Consider the following 18869-nt stretch of genomic DNA (forward strand, 5'->3'; position numbering starts at 1 on the left):
CCGGACAACGCTTGCCACCTACGTATTACCGCGGCTGCTGGCACGTAGTTAGCCGTGGCTTTCTGGTGAGGTACCGTCACGGTACCGGTAGTTACGCCGGTACTTGTTCTTCCCTCACAACAGAGCTTTACGACCCGAAGGCCTTCCTCACTCACGCGGCATTGCTCCGTCAGACTTTCGTCCATTGCGGAAGATTCCCTACTGCTGCCTCCCGTAGGAGTCTGGGCCGTGTCTCAGTCCCAGTGTGGCCGATCACCCTCTCAGGTCGGCTACGCATCGTCGCCTTGGTAAGCCGTTACCTTACCAACTAGCTAATGCGCCGCGGGCCCATCCTTTAGTGATAGCACGAAGGCCATCTTTCAACATTGAACCAGGAGATTCTATGTATTATTCGGTATTAGCTTCGGTTTCCCGAAGTTATCCCAATCTAAAGGGCAGGTTGCCCACGTGTTACTCACCCGTCCGCCGCTGACTTCCGGGAGCAAGCTCCCTTCTGTCCGCTCGACTTGCATGTATTAGGCATGCCGCCAGCGTTCGTCCTGAGCCAGGATCAAACTCTCCGTTAAAAAGTAGTTTGACTTGCTCATTTGTTGCTGACGCGTAGAATACCATTCTACGACTTTCATTGACGAGATACCTTGTATCTCTTTATTACGCTTGGCTTTTGTTCAGTTTTCAAAGAACTCGTTTGCGCCGTTCTCTCTTGGCGACTCACCTATCATATATCATTTAAATAATTAATGTCAAGATCTTTATTTGAGCTTTTATTTCACTCAAAATACCGATGTCAACTTTATTTAAAGCATCTCTCAAATTCAAATGAACCAGCAAATGAGTTAAGATAAATGGAGCGGGTGATGGGAATCGAACCCACATCATCAGCTTGGAAGGCTGAGGTTTTACCACTAAACTACACCCGCATATTGAATGTATTTAATAATATGATTTGTCAACGCCCAGACATGTCTCTTCCTCTTAAAGCATTTACACTGAAGTAAATCCGTCGAGACAACTCAAAGCATTGTCGGGGGAGCTTTGTCTTTGTTCGTGGCTGAGATTTTACCACTAAACTACACCCGCTTAAATAACTGGTCGGGAAGACAGGATTTGAACCTGCGACCCCTTGGTCCCAAACCAAGTGCTCTGCCAAGCTGAGCTACTTCCCGTAAAATGGCGCGCCCGAGAGGAGTCGAACCTCTAACCGCTTGATTCGTAGTCAAGTACTCTATCCAATTGAGCTACGGGCGCTTATAAAATTAAAATTAGAACTCGTTGACGACAAATAAAAATATAGCATATAAAATGTTTACTAGCAACACCTTTTACCAAAAAAAATGTATCCAGAACAATCCGCTAATTTTAACGCTTAGTATATAATAAAGAAAAACAATTACTTTCTCAACTTAAAAAGTAAAGTGACCTTCAGTTAAAGGAGCTACATTATGGTTCTTCATAAACAAAAAACAGCGTTTAAAAAAAGGTGGCTTTTAGGAGGGCTTCTATGCACTTTATTTGTTTCCGGATGCACCAACGACCAACCATACAAAGGGGAAGTACTCCAGCCTATTAATCGGTTTATTTATGATATTAAAAAAGTAGTCCCTAATGCGAATGACGATTTTAATGAAATCGACTTATCTCTTTTTCAACGTACACCACATGCTTGGGGCGAGTTTTTAGAAGGTGTTAAAACAGAATTAGATACGACCGAAAAGGTTATCGCATTAACCTTTGATGCTTGTGGGGGTCCAAACGGAAGTCAAATTGACGAGGAACTGATTCGTTATTTAATAACGAATGAAATCCCTTCTACTTTATTCGTAAATGCTCGCTGGATAAAAGAGAATCAAGAAAAATTTTTAGAGCTCGCCAATAATCCTCTTTTTCAAATTGAAAACCACGGTACAGAACATAAGCCTCTTTCAGTCACCGGCGAAAGTGCCTGGGGAATTGTTGGAACCTCTTCGCCAGAGGAAGCATTAGAAGAGATAACCATAAATCAAGATCTAATTTTTGAATTAACAGGAGAACAACCGACCATGTTCCGTCCAGGCACAGCCTTTTTTGATAATATTGCAATAGAGCTATTGCACCACTTAAGCATCCAACCTGTTAACTACTCCTTACTCGGTGATGCTGGAGCTACATACAGCGCAAACCAAGTGGAAGAAGCATTACTTAATGGGGCATTCCCCGGAGCTATCGCGCTATTACATATGAATCAACCAAATAGCGGTACGGCTAAAGGTGTTATTGCAGCCATCCCAACCCTACAAGAAGCCGGGTATACTTTTGTTCAACTTCATGACTTCCCACTTAAATAAAAAATAGTACTCAAATAGTCAAGACCATTTGAGTACTATTGATAAAGAACAACAATCAGCTCCATCTTCTACTGCTGGTGACTGTAACTGAAAAACAACCCCAGTAGGTGAATAATTAATATTCGCTACAACTGTTAGACCGGGAATCGATCTAATCATTTGATCGACTTTCGGTTTATCACTTTTTTGGGCTGCATCCATTAAATGATAAGCAAAAGACTTATCTTCTAAACGTTTTAAGAGTAACTGACTTTGTTGGATTAGATATTCAAATTGTTGAACAGATTGAGAAAATTGAATTGTATTTATCGCCGGAAATTCTGGTCTTACAAATGAGTAGTATCCATTCGGCGAATTTCGGTAATAAGCTCGATCAAAATACAAAACATAACGCCCCCTTAGATCTACACGTTATCCTATGCAATTGACCACCTTAAAGCAACTTATTTATAAAAGCACTCTTTCTTTTAACTACCTAGACTTAATCGGTAAAGCAACAGCATTAAGTCTAATTTTAAATATAAAAAAAGCACCAAAGGTTTATTACCCTGGTACTACTCTAATGCGGTTGAGAAGACTCGAACTTCCACGGGATTTAACTCCCACTAGGCCCTCAACCTAGCGCGTCTGCCATTCCGCCACAACCGCGTAAATGGTGCGGGTGAAGGGACTTGAACCCCCACGTCATAAAGACACTAGATCCTAAGTCTAGCGCGTCTGCCAATTCCGCCACACCCGCAGACATAAATAGCTTATAAAAATGGCGGTCCGGACGGGACTCGAACCCGCGACCTCCTGCGTGACAGGCAGGCATTCTAACCAACTGAACTACCGGACCATTGAAATGGTGGAGGATGACGGGCTCGAACCGCCGACCCTCTGCTTGTAAGGCAGATGCTCTCCCAGCTGAGCTAATCCTCCATATTGACTGCAGATAACCTTCGCAATTCTTCGTCCAATTCGTGCCTTTCAGTCAGTCACGTACGCCTGTACGCTTCTTTCTTCAAGCACTTCTTGTCCTTGAACTACTCGCTTCTCTTTGTCAAACTAGTACCACATATATTCAAAAGGAATTAATGGTGACCCGTACGGGATTCGAACCCGTGATACCGCCGTGAAAGGGCGGTGTCTTAACCACTTGACCAACGGGCCATATCTGGCGGAGAAGGAGGGATTTGAACCCTCGCGCCGCTTACACGACCTACACCCTTAGCAGGGGCGCCCCTTCAGCCACTTGGGTACTTCTCCATGGCTCCACAGGTAGGACTCGAACCTACGACCGATCGGTTAACAGCCGATAGCTCTACCACTGAGCTACTGTGGAATATGTATCATTTACCGTGTCCCTCTCTTGGCGACTTCTATAATATATCATAAGAATTCATTTTAACGCAAGCTTTTTTTCGAGAAAAATTTAAGCGTCCCTCGGCAAATTCCACAGACATAGTTCTTCGTATTAATTCTCCGTTTACGCCTATAAACCTGATCACATTGGTTACATTTATAATAAAGAACGGTCGTTTCTCTTTGTATTGTTTGACAATGTCTAGGAGCACCAACCGCTTTTAATAACTCTTTAAAATCTGCATCAGCATGTTTATACCCTCTTCCTTCTATGTGCAAATGATAGTGGCATAATTCATGTTTGATAATCCCAATTAACTCATCTTTGCCAAATTGAGCATAATGTTTATAATTTAATTCAATGTCATGTGACTTAAGTAAATAACGCCCTCCTGTCGTACGAAGTTTGTTATTAAATCTTGCTTGATGGGCAAATGGTTTCTTAAAAAAAGTCATTGATAACCACTCAGTTAAATGTTGCAACTCGTTTGCTGTCATGTAATCCTCCTAAAAAACAATCAACACTGACAAACCAATAGGCATATACTACTTGAAAAGCGAAAGGAGCGACCTCTATTGCCTACTTGGCTTAAGAAACAACTTCGCAAAGCATACATCGAAAAGAATCGTCATCAGCTTAAAGTTTTAAATCAATGCTGGTTTTATTATAAAGCTTCCGGTTCTACAAATCATACACTCACGCAAAAGCAAACGCTTTGACTAAACAAAACAGGGAGCACTATGCTCCCTGTTCTGTTAGTTATCAACCTTTTTCATCGTTAGCCCTATTCGTTCTTTTGCCAAATCAATAGAATCGACCCATACAGTAACAACATCACCAATAGATACGACTTCCATTGGGTGTTTTACATATCGATTTGTTAACTTAGAAATGTGTACCAGTCCGTCTTGCTTCACACCAATATCAATAAATGCACCAAAGTCAACAACATTTCGGACAGTGCCCTGCAATTCCATTCCTTGTGCTAGATCTTCCATCTTTAAAACATCTTGCTTTAATTGCGGAGCGGGAACATCATCACGAGGATCTCGATTTGGCCTGGCCAATGCATCAAGAATATCAATAAGTGTAGGCATTCCTACTGCTAAATCTTTGGCAAGTGTAGCCAACTCTTCTTTCTTTACTTTTTCTTGGAAGCGATTTGTACCAATGTCTTCAAGGCTAAGCTTAAAATGCTTAATCAGTTGTTGAGTAGACTTATAACTTTCTGGATGAATACCGGTAGCATCAAAAGGGTTGTCACTCCCTTGCACTCTCAAGAATCCAATACACTGTTCATATGTTTTTGCACCTAAACGAGGTACTTTTTTTAGAGCTACCCTGTTCTGAAACGGGCCTTGTTCATCACGATGAGCAACGATATTTGCTGCTTGAACTTTATTTAAGCCCGCCACATGCGACAACAACGCGGAAGAAGCTGTATTGACGTTAACACCAACTTGGTTTACAACCGTTTCAACGATAAATGCCAGTGAATCAGTCAACTTCTTTTGCGATACATCATGCTGATATTGTCCAACCCCAACTGATTTTGGATCAATTTTCACCAGTTCTGCCAAAGGATCTTGCAGGCGACGAGCGATTGAGATCGCACTTCTTTGCTCTACTTGTAATTGAGGGAATTCCTTCCTTGCAAGTTCTGATGCCGAATACACACTTGCACCCGCCTCATTTACAATGACATAGTACACGGTTTGATTAACTTGTTTAATGACAGAAACAACAAACTGCTCCGTTTCTCTTGAGGCAGTTCCATTCCCAACTGCAATCATCTCAATACCGTATTCCTGAATCAAGTCAATAACAATTTTAGTTGCCTCTTCTGTCTTATGGTGAGGAGCAGTCGGGTAAATCACGCCAATATCAAGCGTTTTTCCTGTAGCATCAATTACTGCCCACTTACATCCTGTTCGAAAGGCAGGATCTATCCCGAGTATAACTTGTCCTTTAATCGGTGGCTGCAATAATAATTGTTTTAAATTCTCGGCAAAAATAGAAATGGCTTGTTCTTCCGCTTTTTCGGTTAAGAAAGACCGAACTTCCCTTTCTAATGACGGTTCTAATAACCGCGTGAACGAATCTTTGATTGCTTCTTCAACGATTGGAACAACTGGCGACGTTTTTTTCTTCACGAATAATCGTTTAATACTATCAATAAAAGCGTCTGACTGTAATTGAACACCTACACGTAAAACCTGCTCCTTTTCTCCTCTGTTTAAAGCCAGCGTTCGATGAGGAACGATTTTGCTAATGGGTTCTTGAAAATCATAATAGTTAGCAAAAATCCCTTTTTCATCTTCAGTTTTTTGCTTTTTAGTCGCGGAAATGACACTCTGTCGTAACGCTTTTTCCCTTAATGCTTCTCTTATCTTAGGGTCTTCAGCAACATTTTCGGCAATAATATCTCGTAAACCAGCTAAAACGGCTTCCTCATCATTTAAATCATGTTCCTCATTTAAATAGAGTTCGCATTCTTTTGACTGGTCAAAGTTAAAAGGAAATGATAAAACCTTTTCTGCTAAAGGACTAAGTCCTTTTTCCTTGGCAATTGTCGCTCTTGTTCTACGCTTTTGTTTAAAAGGACGATAGATGTCCTCTAGCTGCTGTAATTTCTCAGCTTTCTTAATTTGTTCCTTTAGCTCAACACTTAATTTGCCTTGCTCATCAATTAGGCGTGTAATTTCCTCTTTTCTTGTATACACATTTTTCTCATACTCATATGTATCTGCAATTTCCTTTAATTGCAACTCATCTAATCCACCTGTTTGTTCTTTACGGTAGCGCGCAATAAATGGAACTGTATTTCCATCGTTTAAAAGAAAAATCGCATGTTCAACTTGTTTTTTATTTAATCCTGTTTTTCGGATTGTGGCTGAAAGTAATTCATTATCCATCAGTTTTCCTCCATTTTTACACCTATCATATCATAAAAAAATAAGCACTTTATTTATATAAGTAAAGTGCTTACTTTAATTTACCAACCATTAACGTGGCATCATCTTTTACACTATACAGTTGATTAGAAATTAGATCATTACTCACTGATAGTGCTGCCAGCTTTCGAATGGGCGGCAAGCTTTCTACCCCGTCTGAAAACATTATAAATGCTGAGCCAGGCTTATACTTGAACTGTTCACTTGTCAACTTTTGCATTCTGCCACATAAATAGCCTCTTTTTGGCATAGGCTGGTCAGTTGATCCATCTGGATGATGTAGTAAAAAACCAATATTTCCGTAGTTTGAATAGGTCAGAACGTTGTTTGCATAATCAATGTGTACAAGCGTAATAACTGCGCCTCTTTCATTTGAAAGAGCTTGATTACATCGTTCTAATATCTCCACAGCTGATTCATGTTGATATTCTCTTATTGCTTGAACAGCTTTCTCAGCGGAAAAGTGCGCCCCTTTTCCACTGCCTAGCCCATCAATTACCGCACATATCGCATAATCACTCGACTGGATCACAATATGCGCGTCTCCACAAACCGTATTTCCTGGTTTTGTCCGTTGTACTGTAGCGATGTCAACATAATGATCTTTGTAATATGTGACCACTAGAAGATCTCCGTTGGTTCAACGCGAATGGATTCTCGTAATTTCTGTAGCGCACGTCTCTGTAATCGTGATACATGCATCTGTGATATTCCGAGTTTCTCACCCGTTTCTTTCTGGCTTAAATTTTCATAGTACGTACATTGCAAAATTTCTTTTTCGCGCTCATTTAATACTTGAAATGCTTTAGCGAGAAGCATTTTTTGATCAGCCTGCTCATAGCCATCATCTTCGTTCCCAACTAGGTCTAACAGCGTCACTTCTCCGCCTTCTTGATCAGCCTCCAGCGACCGGTTAACAGAAAGGGCTTGATAACTTTTACTCATTTCCATCGTTTCAAGTACTTCCTCTTCACTAACTTGAAGATACTCAGAAATTTCACTCACAGATGGCGATCGTTGAAGTTCAATTGTTAGTGCATCAGCTGCTTTTTTTATTTTGGGACCAAGTTCTTTAATTCGTCTCGGTACATGCACGCTCCATGTTTTATCACGAATGAATCGCTTAATTTCCCCAACAATAGTAGGTACAGCAAAAGACTCAAAACTTCGACCAAATTCATCATTGTAACGATTTAAAGCCGCAAGCAACCCGACCATTCCCACTTGGAATAAGTCTTCATCATACTCTCTTCCTTTTGAAAACTTGCGAGATAACGAACGCACTAATGCTTCAAAATGCTTCACTAGTTGGACTTGAACTTCTTCGTTTCCTGTGCGTTGATACTCTTCAATCCATATATAGATATTATCCTTGTTCTGATTGTAAGGAAGAGACTCCGTCGACACTTTCCTCCACCCCACTCTCGTAAAGATACTTTGTCATAACAAGCATTACTCCATTATCTTCGTTAATTTCCACTTTATCCATTAATGTTGTTATGAGAAATAAGCCAAGTCCTCCTTCCTTTAAATCTCCAACTGGTTTTTTGGAATCAACAGGACCTAAGCGACTCTCAACCTCATCAATATTAAAACTCTTTCCTTGATCTGCAACAATAATCTTAATCCGATCTTCATAGATATAACAAGCGAGCGAAATAAAGCCATCTTCTGAATAAGCATGTTCAACCACGTTTGTACAAGCTTCAGCTACGGCAATTTTTATATCTTCAATATCATCATAAGAAAAGCCTAGGCGGTTTGCTATTCCAGAAACAGACAAGCGCGCTATGCTTACATATTCAGACTTCGCCGGGAGTTCAATATGAATGCGATCATGTTGTTCCATTAGCTTTGCCCCTCCTTTTCCTTTATTGTGATAACCTCATCTAATCCAGTAATCGTAAATAAGCGTTTGACACGACTGGACATACCTTGCAACGTTAATTGCCCTCCATTTGCATCAGTAGCTTTAAGGATGCCAACAAAAACACCTAAACCAGTACTATCAATGTATTCAACTTCATCAAAATGAATGTTTATCGTTAAGTTTTCTTTTTCCGCTAATGGCAAAAGCGATTCTCTTAATTGCGGTGCCGTATACGTATCAATCTCACCAGCAAGGTGTATATGATAAGTGGAGTCCACTTGTTCCGATCGTATAGAAAGATTCATGTTCAATTTCCTCCTCATGACAGTTAACTTCCATTCAACTCTAATACCACTTCTTAAAAAATCTTAAACCTTTCTACGCAGAATAATTAATGTGAAGTCATCTCTTAAGACAAATTCTTGTAATTTCATTAATTCATCATAGACATGGTCGACAATTTCTTGCGCAGGAAGATGCATATACTTCCGTATTAATTCCGTCAGTTCTTCTCGTTCAATGAATTCATCCCCAATACGACATTCCGTTACTCCATCAGAAAGCAGAACAACGAAATCGTCCACATCTAAGTGTTGGATGTACTCTTTGTAGGTTGTTTTTCTTGATACACCTAATACTAAACCTTTTGCGCGTAATTCCTCAAATTGATCCTTGACCGCATGATAAAAGAATCCTGGCTCATGTCCTGCGCCAGAATAATGGAAATCAGCTGTTGTTCTGTTATAGTATCCATACATCATCGTAATAAACATGCTGTCACCAACATTTTGTTCAACAACTCGGTTTAAATTTTCGAGTAACAAAGACGGTTTCAGTTGTTGTTCAGATGGCAAACTATCCATAGCGTATTTAATCATAGACATACAGAGCGCTGCTGGAACGCCTTTTCCAATAATATCTGCAATGGCCATTCCAAGTCCCTTGTTATCATCATGAACATAGTGGTAGTAATCCCCGCTCATTTTCTTAGCGGGTACACAAACCACACCCACGTCTAGAAATTCCGCATTTGGCTTCTTTTGCGGCAGCAATGTTTGTTGCATGTTTGCTGCAACATCAATCTCTAATTCCAGTTCTTGTTGGCGATTCCTTAAGATTTGATGTTCTTGATAGGCAAGTCCATAGCCCATCATAACCTCAATCAATAAATCAAAAGAATCCTGAACCTTCTTATCAATAGTTGGTAAGACCTCAGTCAAGATTTTAAAATGAATACTAACAAATTCTTCTGGAGAAATTTTTTGCTCCAGAAGAAATTTGCTTATTTTTTGGGCTTCATAAAGACTCTCCTCTGATTGATTTTCTAAAAAATCTTTCAGAATACGTTTATACGAAAGCTGTAGTTTATGATCAGCGACAGGCATTCACAAACCCCCTTACCTTGTCCATTTAGTTGCTGTAATCGTAGTGCCAACCCCTACTTCAGAATCAATTGTAAATTCATCCATTAGACGCTTCACTCCAGGCAGACCCGCACCAAGGCCACTTGATGTCGTAAATCCATCAACCATGACTTGTCTAATATTTTGAATACCAGGGCCTTCATCAACAGCAATAACGCGTATACCTTTACGCAATCTTGTATTTACGGTATTCTCTACTACTTCCAAACGGATTTCACCACGATTGGCATATAAGTAGATGTTTCTTGCCAACTCAGAGATCGCGGTCGTAATTCGCGCTTGGTCAACATTTCCAAAGCCAAGTTGACGAGATAAATCTCGACCAGCTTGCCTAGCAGCAACGATTCCCCATTCATTATTAACTTCTACGCTGGATTGGATATTTTCCATATCTAACCCTCCAGTTCCTGTTGCAAGCTTGCGAGTCCTTGTTCTAGGTCAAGCGCTGTTGATACACCCTCTAATTTAATTCCCATATCAATTAGCGTAATTGCTACAGCAGGACGAATTCCTGTTAGCACAACTCTGGCACCCATTAAGTTTGACATATCCACCACATCGCCTAATACCTTTGCGATGAATGAATCAATCATATCAACACTCGTTAAATCAATGACGACCCCAGTAGAACCCACTTCATGAATTTTTCCAAGTAAGTCCTCTTGAAACTGAAGTGCCGTCTGATCGTCCAATTCAATTTGTATACTGATTAATAAATATTGGTTTAATTTAAGAATTGGAATTCTCATTTTTTACTCCTTCCAATTACAGATCCATTAGTTTTTTTTCTGTCATTTCCAATGCAGTAACAACACCTTTACGCAGTGTGCTTTTTGTTGGGAATCTCGTTAAGTCTATTCCTAAATTAACAATTGTCTGAGCAATCTCAGGCTGTATTCCAACTAATATACACTTTGCGCCTACCAAACGTACTGCCTCAGAAGCTTCAATAATATGATGAGCAACCATTGTGTCAACAACAGGTACTCCAGTAATATCAATTAAAACAACTTTTGAACGGTGTTCAATCACACCTTCTAATAAGTTTTCCATAATCAACCGAGCTCTTGTCGTATCAATACTTCCAATTAGTGGCATAACCGTAATTCCTTCAAAAACAGGAATTAACGGGGCTGAGAGTTCTAATAGTGACAGCTTTTGTAACTCCATCGTCTGATCCCACGAATTCGAGTAATCCTTTACGATGGAATCCATTCGCTCATCAATCCAATCGTTTAATTCAACAATAGTCTGAGCAGAATCTCCAGTTTCCACATTAGGTCGTATAACAAGTTGCTGAGAAGCACTCCGGAATTTTTGGATCAATTTTGAAAGAAATATAAGTGATCCACCCTGTTGTATATGTCTACTGACAAATTCGTTTAATTTATCATTATTATTTTCTTTTGCCGATTCAAGCATCAACAGAATGAACTCATTACTCGATTGTTTAAACGCTTCGTCTGTTAGCGATTGTATATCGTGCTCAGTTCGGAGCCCAGTTAATTGTTTTTCCCATTCTTCCATCAACCTTGTCCGGTTTCTTTGAAGATAAGAGACAATTTGTGACTGCATTTGTCTTCCCCTTCCACTTCAAACATCCTACTATATATTATTTCACGAGTTGGCATTCGTTGCAAAGATTAATCGTTATTCTTCGCATTTTTATAGGTAGTGGTATAAGATACAACAAAAAAACCCCATTTTCCAGAAGGGGTTTAACGTTAAAAATCAATAAGTCCTAAACTTATCGTCAATGCCTTGTCAACAGATTGCATCATCTTATCATCTAAGTGAGTGATCTTGTCAGTTAACCGTTGCTTATCAATTGTTCGGACTTGTTCTAGCAATATAACTGAATCCCGATCAAACCCATACTTACTTGAACTTATTTCAACATGCGTAGGAAGTTTTGCCTTTTGAATTTGTGCTGTAATGGCAGCAACAATAACCGTAGGACTAAATCGATTGCCAATGTTATTTTGAATAATTAATACAGGTCTTACCCCACCTTGTTCTGAACCAACTACGGGAGAAAGATCTGCGAAATAAACATCACCACGTTTCACTATCAAAAGCTACACCCCACTAACGAGACGCGTCAGCGTGTGATTAGCTTCCTCCTCAGCAAGAAAGGCTTCAGACGCAATTGTAAGGTTGATTTTTGCCATCTCCATGTAACCTTGTTGCATCGATTCGCGAATTTCAGCTTTTAAATCAGCACGATCACTATTTTTCGATCCTATTCCATTGCTATCTTCGTTCCATTTTTCTTGCTCAAGCACAGCATCCACCTCATTCAGTTCAGTATGCCTTCTAAAATTACGTTTGAGAATTATATAATCGATCATTTATACATTGTTTATCATAGCATTGCTGTAGGGAGTTTGCAAAGTCCTTTTTATAGATCCGTTTAAATTAATAACAATCTTATTATACAAAACGGTAGGTCAACGTTTTTTTATGATCTTTAGATTCATTTTATCCGTATCACTTTAAAACTATGCACCTTCTATATGGATCAGGTTTAGCATTAGCTGCACACTTATTACCGCAAAGCAGGGAAACCCCACAAGAAGGCTTCCCTTTAAATACGGATCTCTTTTATACTGTTATTTCTCACCGACTAGATACACAGAGCGAGCAATTTCTATTAGCTCACCGTACTCTAGGTCCTGGGAAATTAAGGAGTAGTCCGTTCCATTATGTGACCACATGATACGTTCACCAGACTGAATACCAATTGTAAATCCTAAATCAACAGGATCTCCTTCTGACAAATTCAATGGAGTGCTAAAAACAGGAACCGTTAAGCTGTTTTCTTGAATGAGCGTAAATGATTTCTCGCCCGTGTATTCTTGGACATACGTTGTGCGGTCACCGACCGTTACTTCATCCTCTTTCGGCTGATCACTTATGCCATCTGGAATAAAGTCAGGATAGCGAATTCGTATTTCTTCCTCTGTCTGAGGACTCGTCATTGTTGGCTCTGACATTTGTGCACCCGTCATGATCTTTTCTGTTTCAAATTCTTCTGCAGTTAATGAAGGATTTTTTTCAAATTCGGTAAATGTCACATCGACTAGCACATTGTTATCTGCATCCATTATTTTAACTGTATCAGGGCTTAAGTCTTTCTTATTCAAACGAATTTCTTGGCTGTTTAAATTTTTATTCTGGTACATCGTGGCTGTTTTAAAGACATAATGCTCATCATCTTGCGTAAATTGCATGTCAGCATCCAGAGTAATGTCTTTTAAAAGGGATTCGTAGAGGTATGCTTGACTACTTGTTTTTGGCCAATCGCTTTGAAAGCGGAACACTTTGTTTAAAGCAGGTGTTAGGACAAAAACACCCTCATCATTTTTAAGTATAATTTGACTTTGGTCATTCGCTGCATTTTTCAAATCAACTTTGTAGTAAGTGTTGTCTTTCTGCCATACGTCCACATCATATGTCTGATCTTCCTGACCTGTCTTTAACAACATAGTTGCTTTTGTCTTATAGCCCGTTGTAGATTCTAGCATGTCTTCAACATCATTCAACACATCTTCTTGCGTCTTCTCACCACAAGCTGCTAATACCAACACCATGAAAACAGTGACTACGGATAGCCATAACTTCAAATTCTTCATGTTACTCTTCACCCCTTCAGCTCACATTGGGAACTAGACGAGTGTCCAATACCCTGTTGCTGTAAACTATATGAGCGAGGTCCAAGCATTATGCAGACGAGTATTGACAAGTTTAAATTATTCTTCAATCACAACTTGCGCAACTGCATATTGTTTCGAATGTGTAATAGAAAGATGCGACCGTTCTTGATGCTGTTTATTAACAATATACGGCTTACCGTTATCTGCTCTCATTATTTCAATGTCCTGAAAAGATAAATACGCACCAATCCCTGTTCCTTTTGCTTTTGCATAAGCTTCTTTCGCCGCAAACCTGCCAGCGATAAATTCAATTTGGCGCGCTGGAGCTAATTCAGCCAGCTGCAATCTTTCAGCTTGTGTTAGAATCCTTTCAGACAATCGAGGCTGTCTTTTCTGCACAGCTTTTATCCGATCTAGTTCAATAATATCAATTCCAATTCCTTTGATCATCGTTCTCTCCTTCAAGCCTTTTTTAAGACAGTGTCGCTATACGTATATAAATAAGAACTGCTATAATAGAATGAATCTTAAGCCCAAAAATTTATGCCATTAAAGGAGCTTTTTTATGTTTATTCGCAATGAAACATTCTCTTCTTATATACGCAAATTCCCCGTGGTTAGCGGCATCATCGCCTTAACTGTTTTTATTCATTTTATCCTTTTACTTTTACCTTCTGGATTCTACTTTCGTTATTTAGGTATCGGTTTAAATTCCGGCATCGAAGCTGGAGAATATTGGCGTTTAGTGACACCAATATTTCTCCACGGAGATCTCTTTCATTTGATTTTTAATATGGGGGCCTTGTTAATTTTTGCTCCAGCACTTGAGGGGATGCTGGGACGATTTAAGTTTGCGCTCATTTATTTAATTCCAGGTATTTTAGCAAATGTAGCCACTTATTTTCTGGAAGGCTCCACATACTCACATGTAGGCGCTTCTGGATCAATCTTTGGGCTGTTTGGCGTATTTTTATTTATGTACCTCTACCGGAACGACTTAATGGACCGGCAATCAGCGCAAGCCTTTTTGCCAATTCTCATCATATCACTCATTATGACCTTTATTAATTCAAGAATTAATGTACTCGGTCACTTGTTCGGCTTAGGTTTTGGCGTTTTATTTGCTCCACTATTTCTTAAAGGTGCTCGACCATTACACACCTTATATGCAATGAGCAGATCCCGAAAAACGTATATTGACGATGACGACATATCCTTTAACCCTAATCGATGGAAAAACAGACAACGAAATTCAAAATTGAAAAAGGTTGCGTTCATCATTGGAGCCCTTGTTATCCTCTTTTTACTTTATCTTCAGTTTTCCGCAACGTATTATTAGATGTTTTGTTAGCAGAACGATATTCCTTATTCACTTCAGCATAGCCAAAGAGTTGTCCGCATATGTATGACTAAAGCTTGGCTAATGATTGTGTGAGGGTGATTAAGTGATAAAAGGTATCCGGTATATTGTCATTTTACTAGTTGGCTGCTTGCTAATAAGTTTAGGAATTAATTTCTTCTTTGTTTCCTATCACTTGTTGGATGGAGGGATTATTGGTGTTGGGCTAATTGCCCACTATGTATGGAATTTCCCTGTAGGGATGACCATCATTGTCATCAGTATCCCCATTTATATTCTAGCCTGGTTTTATTATCGTCCGTTCTTTTACAACTCACTTGCTGGCGTCATTGTATCGTCATTAATGATTGATTACTTCGCCCAGTTTATTCCCGACACACCCCTTCTTGGTCCTCTTACAAGTGCTATCATCGGCGGACTAATGCTTGGGGTTGGGGCGGGGATCATGTTCTTACTTGAAATAAGTACAGGCGGGTTTGATCTGCTAGCCCAGATGATTTCTGCTAAGACAAGCTGGAATGTAGGTGTATTAATCGTCGGTTTTGACCTAGGCGCTGTCATTGCTGGAATTCCAATTGTTACTCATGAAGAAATCATCTTATCTACAATAGCAGTTGTAGCAACCGGTTTTGCCACAACAATTATAACAGCACTTGGTGGAGCTAATTCACATCACAAACTTCCTCCAACCTTATCTTAATAGGGCCACTGCACATCTTCAGATAACGCCCAATACAAAATACCATAAATGACCACAATGCTTAGAATGATGACTAACCAAAAGCGATTGCTTCTCCTCATCTGTTACACCTCTTCCCCTTTCTAGTTTACAAAAAAGCCGTCGCGAATGCGACGGCTTTTTATTTATTCTTCATCATCTGAATCAGTTTCCACTAAATCTTGGTTATCGGGCTCGTAGAAGCGGAGTAAATCTCCATAAATCACCTTATCGGAAAACTCTAGGTCTTGAGTAGCCCGTGGCGCAAACTCTTCGCAAGCAGCCTGCTCCTCTTCTGTGAGTGGTTCTCCCGTTTCTTTATCGTAACAAGTGTTATTTGTCCAAACCACATCGTCCGTAATAAAGCTACCGTTTCGTAAAACAGCATATGACTCGTTATCAGGTGAAAAGAGATCTGATCCAAATTGAATGTCTTGCTTTGTCGTCATTCCAAGTAAATGCATCAATGTTGGCTGAATGTCGACTTGCCCACTTACCGTATCAATCACTTCACCTTCATGACCCGGAATGTGAATGAATAGGGGAACACGCTGTAATTGAACCGTGTCAAACGGTGTAATTTCATCTTGTTCTAAAAAGCGTGCCATCGCGTTGTTGTGGTTGCTTGAAATCCCGTAATGGTCTCCATATAAAATAAAGATGCTATCTTCATAAAGCCCTGCTTCTTTAATATCGTTAAAGAATTCTTCAACAGCATAATCCATATAGCGAACAGTCGGGAAGAAACGGTTTAATGTACCACTACCATAGTCGCCTTCATCAATCATTTTATCCTCTTCATCAAGCTCGAATGGAAAGTGGTTGGTTAACGTAATAAACGTTGTATAAAAAGGCTGTGGTTGTTCCTTTAACAAATCGATTGATTGCTCGAAGAACTCTTTGTCTTTTAATCCCCAACCAACTGAATTCTCTTCAGTAACATCATAATACTCCACATCATAAAAATGATCATAACCTAGCGTATCGTAAACAACATCTCTATTCCAGAAGGTTCGATTGTTTGCATGCATGACGGAAGAATAGTAGCCATTCTCACCTAAAATTTTTGGTGTCGCGTTGTAGTTGTTTTGTGCATGTGTGAAAAACACTGCTCCACTGCCTCTTCCAAACATGGAGTTAGCGACGATAAACTCAGAGTCAGATGTTTTCCCTTGCTCCGTTTGATGATAGAAATTCTCGAAATAATAACTTTCATCTTTCAGTTGATTTAAAAACGGCGTTATCTCTTGCCCCTCCATATCATTATCAATGACGAAGCTTTGAATCGATTCGAGTGAAATCATAAAGACATTTTTTCCTTCAGCTACACCGAACATGTCAGGATTAGGCTCTTTATGATTTGCTTGAACATAGTTTTTCACTTCAATGATGTCAGAACTATCTGCGAGCACGCGTTGAGCTCTCGATTGTGATTGAAGGAAGATATCGTAAATATGAAAGTTAAACACACCAATGTTCTTAACAATCATATCACGGTCAAATGACCGCGTAAGTAACTGTGGTCGCTCCGTTTGAGCAAGTGTTAAATTCCCTAAAAATAGCAAGACCGCAAGCGCAGCAATTAAAACGGGCTCTCTCTTTAACCGGCCAACAACAGGAACTTTTTTACGTGCTACAAGCACTGCAAGAATTGCAACATTGGCAAATAAAAATAGGTCCCAAATACTCATCAATTCAAACACGCTTGACGATAAATCTTGCATGTTATTTGTTTGTAACAGAACAGGCAATGTTAAAAAATCTGAATAAAAACGATAAAACAGTAAATTACCATACAAAATAAAAGAACCAATGAATGATAAGACAACAACCATTACGTTTCTCGTTTTATTCTTAAACAGAAGCGCTATACCAAGTAACAAAATAGATGAACTGATTGGATTAATAAATAACAAAAATTCCTGCATCATATTTTCTGTTGGAATTGTAAACGCAACTTTATAAAGCACATAGGTTGTAATTGATAATAAAGCGACAGCTAGCCAAAAGAACTGCAATCTTCTTATACCAGCTTTTATTTTGTTCATATCGCTAGTCTCCTCCCAATTAAAACGAGATCAGCTCTATTTCTTTTGAGCGGTTACTTTTCCCCGTTTTGTATCTACAAGCAATCAGTTTATCAAAAAAAATTTGACTTGAATATAGTTCCACAGACATAACGAACTTTCACACCAGTTTTACATTTTCTTTACAATTTGAAGATATTCTTCAAAAGTGATTGACTGATTATATATGTCAGCTGCGATTTCTCCAACATACCTCAAATGCCATGGTTCATATTGATACCCCGTTATCTCTTCTTTCCCTTCTGGATATCGGATAATAAATCCAAAAAGGTGAGCGTGATCAGCAACCCACATGCCTTCCTCAGTTAGGCCGAACTGTTTCGTTAATGAAAAATTAACCTCGTTTGAGGATATATCTACTGCTAGTCCCGTTTGATGTTCACTATATCCTGGCTTTGCCACAGTTGTTTGATCATAGCCATGCGTTAATTGTGCATTTTGGAATAATTCATATTGCCTTAAATAAGGACGGTAGCCAGAGTTAAAATAGAGGATATGTCCGATCTCCTCAGCGGCTAGAAATAATTCTTCTACTGCTTCTGCAGCCTCGCGTCTTAAATAGGATCGCTCCTCAACTCCACTATAGGGATAGCGAACGTTGGCAACAACTAAGTCATCAGGCTCATACAAAACGGGTAAGCGATTGGCGTGATTTACATTTACAGTTACATTTTCTGGGTTCATTATGATGGCTTGGCCATTTAGCTTAATGGTTTTATTTATTTCTAAAGCCTGTATTGTCGGCATTTTAACAACGTCTGAAGAATCTAAAGTTACCTTCTTTGGTAAAGCAGCTACTTGATATGCATTAGAGCATCCTGATGTAAAAATTAAAGATAAAAACACAAGTGCTACAAGTTTCTGCACTACCATCACCCATACTTTCAATAGACCAAACTCATACCTTCCTACTCATAAAGGTACTGCATTTACAAATGTACCGAACATTCCTGAATTTGTCACCTGACGAGTTATAATCCGCCTTTATTTTATGTTCGCTCTAGCCTGTTTATGTTAATTGTTACACGTTATTTCTTATCCAAAATTTAGGGTGACATTTGTATTTTGTTACCCTGTTGATCTATACGTAAACATTTATTAGCAAAAAAAAAGAAGTGTATGGAGAGTTAA

At 39.3% G+C, this 18869-nt stretch carries 21 protein-coding genes, 10 tRNA genes and 1 rRNA gene; 4 read left to right on the top strand and 28 right to left on the bottom strand.

Annotation, left to right across the window (positions count from 1 at the left end):
* From JOC54_RS09115 to JOC54_RS09130, 4 genes are all read right to left on the bottom strand, one after another.
* Positions 1-566: ribosomal RNA gene (locus JOC54_RS09115) — 16S ribosomal RNA — on the bottom strand; the annotation flags it as partial.
* 280 nt (positions 567-846) lie between these two features.
* A tRNA-Gly gene (locus JOC54_RS09120) sits at positions 847-920 on the bottom strand.
* Between the two features lie 169 nt (positions 921-1089).
* Positions 1090-1166 (bottom strand) — tRNA-Pro (locus tag JOC54_RS09125).
* 5 nt (positions 1167-1171) lie between these two features.
* A tRNA-Arg gene (locus JOC54_RS09130) sits at positions 1172-1248 on the bottom strand.
* A gap of 194 nt (positions 1249-1442) precedes the next feature.
* On the opposite strand from JOC54_RS09130, the gene JOC54_RS09135 reads away from it, so the two are divergent.
* Complete coding sequence (locus JOC54_RS09135) at positions 1443-2324, top strand: polysaccharide deacetylase family protein (protein ID WP_204465871.1); 882 nt, start codon at positions 1443-1445, stop codon at positions 2322-2324.
* A gap of 18 nt (positions 2325-2342) precedes the next feature.
* Here JOC54_RS09135 and JOC54_RS09140 read toward each other — a convergent pair whose 3' ends face one another.
* The 9 genes from JOC54_RS09140 to JOC54_RS09180 form a co-directional block, all read right to left on the bottom strand.
* A complete protein-coding gene (locus JOC54_RS09140; protein ID WP_035418081.1) occupies positions 2343-2708 on the bottom strand; it encodes a YuzC family spore coat inner layer protein in 366 nt (121 codons plus the stop codon).
* Between the two features lie 179 nt (positions 2709-2887).
* Positions 2888-2972, bottom strand: a tRNA-Leu gene (locus JOC54_RS09145).
* A 5-nt stretch (positions 2973-2977) separates the two neighbouring features.
* Positions 2978-3063, bottom strand: a tRNA-Leu gene (locus JOC54_RS09150).
* A gap of 22 nt (positions 3064-3085) precedes the next feature.
* Positions 3086-3162: transfer RNA gene (locus tag JOC54_RS09155), tRNA-Asp, on the bottom strand.
* 7 nt (positions 3163-3169) lie between these two features.
* Positions 3170-3245, bottom strand: a tRNA-Val gene (locus JOC54_RS09160).
* Between the two features lie 156 nt (positions 3246-3401).
* Positions 3402-3476, bottom strand: a tRNA-Glu gene (locus JOC54_RS09165).
* A 5-nt stretch (positions 3477-3481) separates the two neighbouring features.
* Positions 3482-3572: transfer RNA gene (locus JOC54_RS09170), tRNA-Ser, on the bottom strand.
* A gap of 1 nt (position 3573) precedes the next feature.
* Positions 3574-3648: transfer RNA gene (locus tag JOC54_RS09175), tRNA-Asn, on the bottom strand.
* Between the two features lie 62 nt (positions 3649-3710).
* A complete protein-coding gene (locus tag JOC54_RS09180) occupies positions 3711-4166 on the bottom strand; it encodes a SprT family protein (RefSeq protein ID WP_035418083.1) in 456 nt (151 codons plus the stop codon).
* A gap of 78 nt (positions 4167-4244) precedes the next feature.
* Here JOC54_RS09180 and cmpA point away from each other — a divergent pair, with 78 nt between their 5' ends.
* Positions 4245-4388, top strand: coding sequence for a cortex morphogenetic protein CmpA (gene cmpA, locus JOC54_RS09185; RefSeq protein ID WP_094190323.1), 144 nt, complete (start codon positions 4245-4247; stop codon positions 4386-4388).
* 36 nt (positions 4389-4424) lie between these two features.
* On the opposite strand, the gene JOC54_RS09190 is transcribed toward cmpA, so the two are convergent.
* The 13 genes from JOC54_RS09190 to acpS form a co-directional block, all read right to left on the bottom strand.
* A complete protein-coding gene (locus JOC54_RS09190) occupies positions 4425-6584 on the bottom strand; it encodes a Tex family protein (RefSeq protein WP_204465873.1) in 2160 nt (719 codons plus the stop codon).
* Positions 6585-6654: 70 nt separating this feature from the next.
* Positions 6655-7245 (bottom strand): PP2C family serine/threonine-protein phosphatase, encoded by a 591-nt coding sequence (locus JOC54_RS09195; RefSeq protein ID WP_204465874.1) that lies wholly within the window; start codon positions 7243-7245, stop codon positions 6655-6657.
* On the bottom strand, positions 7245-8030 hold the full coding sequence (gene sigB, locus JOC54_RS09200) for an RNA polymerase sigma factor SigB (RefSeq protein ID WP_035418086.1): 786 nt from the start codon (positions 8028-8030) through the stop codon (positions 7245-7247). The genes JOC54_RS09195 and sigB overlap by 1 nt, the downstream gene beginning before the upstream one ends.
* Positions 7990-8472: an anti-sigma B factor RsbW gene (gene rsbW / locus JOC54_RS09205; protein ID WP_035418088.1), complete on the bottom strand. Its 483-nt coding sequence runs from the start codon at positions 8470-8472 to the stop codon at positions 7990-7992. The genes sigB and rsbW overlap by 41 nt, the downstream gene beginning before the upstream one ends.
* Positions 8472-8798: an anti-sigma factor antagonist gene (locus JOC54_RS09210; RefSeq protein WP_035418089.1), complete on the bottom strand. Its 327-nt coding sequence runs from the start codon at positions 8796-8798 to the stop codon at positions 8472-8474. The genes rsbW and JOC54_RS09210 overlap by 1 nt, the downstream gene beginning before the upstream one ends.
* A 63-nt stretch (positions 8799-8861) precedes the next feature.
* A complete protein-coding gene (locus JOC54_RS09215; RefSeq protein ID WP_204465876.1) occupies positions 8862-9878 on the bottom strand; it encodes a PP2C family protein-serine/threonine phosphatase in 1017 nt (338 codons plus the stop codon).
* A 12-nt stretch (positions 9879-9890) separates the two neighbouring features.
* The gene (locus tag JOC54_RS09220) at positions 9891-10307 is read right to left on the bottom strand and encodes an anti-sigma regulatory factor (RefSeq protein WP_035418091.1); all 417 of its coding nucleotides are present in this window, start codon (positions 10305-10307) and stop codon (positions 9891-9893) included.
* Positions 10308-10309: 2 nt separating this feature from the next.
* Entirely contained in the window at positions 10310-10666 is a 357-nt protein-coding gene (locus tag JOC54_RS09225; protein WP_035418092.1) for an STAS domain-containing protein, read from the bottom strand.
* Positions 10667-10682: 16 nt separating this feature from the next.
* On the bottom strand, positions 10683-11492 hold the full coding sequence (gene rsbRA / locus JOC54_RS09230; RefSeq protein ID WP_035418094.1) for an RsbT co-antagonist protein RsbRA: 810 nt from the start codon (positions 11490-11492) through the stop codon (positions 10683-10685).
* Between the two features lie 149 nt (positions 11493-11641).
* Positions 11642-11992 carry a type II toxin-antitoxin system PemK/MazF family toxin gene (locus JOC54_RS09235; RefSeq protein ID WP_035418095.1) on the bottom strand — a complete coding sequence of 117 codons (351 nt, stop codon included), beginning with the start codon at positions 11990-11992 and terminating at the stop codon, positions 11642-11644.
* Between the two features lie 3 nt (positions 11993-11995).
* Positions 11996-12268 (bottom strand): hypothetical protein, encoded by a 273-nt coding sequence (locus JOC54_RS09240; RefSeq protein WP_051990951.1) that lies wholly within the window; start codon positions 12266-12268, stop codon positions 11996-11998.
* Positions 12269-12529: 261 nt separating this feature from the next.
* Entirely contained in the window at positions 12530-13552 is a 1023-nt protein-coding gene (locus JOC54_RS09245; RefSeq protein ID WP_204465877.1) for a LolA family protein, read from the bottom strand.
* Between the two features lie 117 nt (positions 13553-13669).
* Entirely contained in the window at positions 13670-14023 is a 354-nt protein-coding gene (gene acpS, locus JOC54_RS09250; protein ID WP_204465879.1) for a holo-ACP synthase, read from the bottom strand.
* 115 nt (positions 14024-14138) lie between these two features.
* On the opposite strand from acpS, the gene JOC54_RS09255 reads away from it, so the two are divergent.
* Both JOC54_RS09255 and JOC54_RS09260 read left to right on the top strand, forming a co-directional pair.
* Positions 14139-14912 carry a rhomboid family intramembrane serine protease gene (locus JOC54_RS09255; protein WP_204465880.1) on the top strand — a complete coding sequence of 258 codons (774 nt, stop codon included), beginning with the start codon at positions 14139-14141 and terminating at the stop codon, positions 14910-14912.
* A 106-nt stretch (positions 14913-15018) separates the two neighbouring features.
* Positions 15019-15633 carry a YitT family protein gene (locus tag JOC54_RS09260; protein WP_321204473.1) on the top strand — a complete coding sequence of 205 codons (615 nt, stop codon included), beginning with the start codon at positions 15019-15021 and terminating at the stop codon, positions 15631-15633.
* Positions 15634-15797: 164 nt separating this feature from the next.
* Here JOC54_RS09260 and JOC54_RS09265 read toward each other — a convergent pair whose 3' ends face one another.
* Together JOC54_RS09265 and JOC54_RS09270 are read right to left on the bottom strand one after the other, a co-directional pair.
* Positions 15798-17699, bottom strand: coding sequence for an LTA synthase family protein (locus JOC54_RS09265; RefSeq protein ID WP_204465881.1), 1902 nt, complete (start codon positions 17697-17699; stop codon positions 15798-15800).
* 150 nt (positions 17700-17849) lie between these two features.
* Complete coding sequence (locus JOC54_RS09270) at positions 17850-18605, bottom strand: M15 family metallopeptidase (RefSeq protein WP_204465883.1); 756 nt, start codon at positions 18603-18605, stop codon at positions 17850-17852.
* Between the last annotated feature and the right edge of the window lie 264 nt (positions 18606-18869).

Origin of the sequence: Shouchella xiaoxiensis (genome assembly GCF_016907895.1) — a bacterium.
GTDB lineage: Bacteria > Bacillota > Bacilli > Bacillales > Bacillaceae_D > Shouchella > Shouchella xiaoxiensis.

What these genes read in the sequence shown, in the direction of transcription:
- rsbW (WP_035418088.1), bottom strand. Translation starts at nt 8,472, where the DNA reads ATGGAACAACATGATCGCATTCATATTGAACTCCCGGCGAAGTCTGAA.
- JOC54_RS09220 (WP_035418091.1), bottom strand. Translation starts at nt 10,307, where the DNA reads ATGGAAAATATCCAATCCAGCGTAGAAGTTAATAATGAATGGGGAATC.
- JOC54_RS09240 (WP_051990951.1), bottom strand. Translation starts at nt 12,268, where the DNA reads ATGATCGATTATATAATTCTCAAACGTAATTTTAGAAGGCATACTGAA.
- JOC54_RS09225 (WP_035418092.1), bottom strand. Translation starts at nt 10,666, where the DNA reads ATGAGAATTCCAATTCTTAAATTAAACCAATATTTATTAATCAGTATA.
- acpS (WP_204465879.1), bottom strand. Translation starts at nt 14,023, where the DNA reads ATGATCAAAGGAATTGGAATTGATATTATTGAACTAGATCGGATAAAA.
- JOC54_RS09245 (WP_204465877.1), bottom strand. Translation starts at nt 13,552, where the DNA reads ATGAAGAATTTGAAGTTATGGCTATCCGTAGTCACTGTTTTCATGGTG.
- JOC54_RS09265 (WP_204465881.1), bottom strand. Translation starts at nt 17,699, where the DNA reads ATGAACAAAATAAAAGCTGGTATAAGAAGATTGCAGTTCTTTTGGCTA.
- JOC54_RS09215 (WP_204465876.1), bottom strand. Translation starts at nt 9,878, where the DNA reads ATGCCTGTCGCTGATCATAAACTACAGCTTTCGTATAAACGTATTCTG.
- JOC54_RS09135 (WP_204465871.1), top strand. Translation starts at nt 1,443, where the DNA reads ATGGTTCTTCATAAACAAAAAACAGCGTTTAAAAAAAGGTGGCTTTTA.
- JOC54_RS09190 (WP_204465873.1), bottom strand. Translation starts at nt 6,584, where the DNA reads ATGGATAATGAATTACTTTCAGCCACAATCCGAAAAACAGGATTAAAT.
- JOC54_RS09180 (WP_035418083.1), bottom strand. Translation starts at nt 4,166, where the DNA reads ATGACAGCAAACGAGTTGCAACATTTAACTGAGTGGTTATCAATGACT.
- JOC54_RS09210 (WP_035418089.1), bottom strand. Translation starts at nt 8,798, where the DNA reads ATGAATCTTTCTATACGATCGGAACAAGTGGACTCCACTTATCATATA.
- JOC54_RS09255 (WP_204465880.1), top strand. Translation starts at nt 14,139, where the DNA reads ATGTTTATTCGCAATGAAACATTCTCTTCTTATATACGCAAATTCCCC.
- rsbRA (WP_035418094.1), bottom strand. Translation starts at nt 11,492, where the DNA reads ATGCAGTCACAAATTGTCTCTTATCTTCAAAGAAACCGGACAAGGTTG.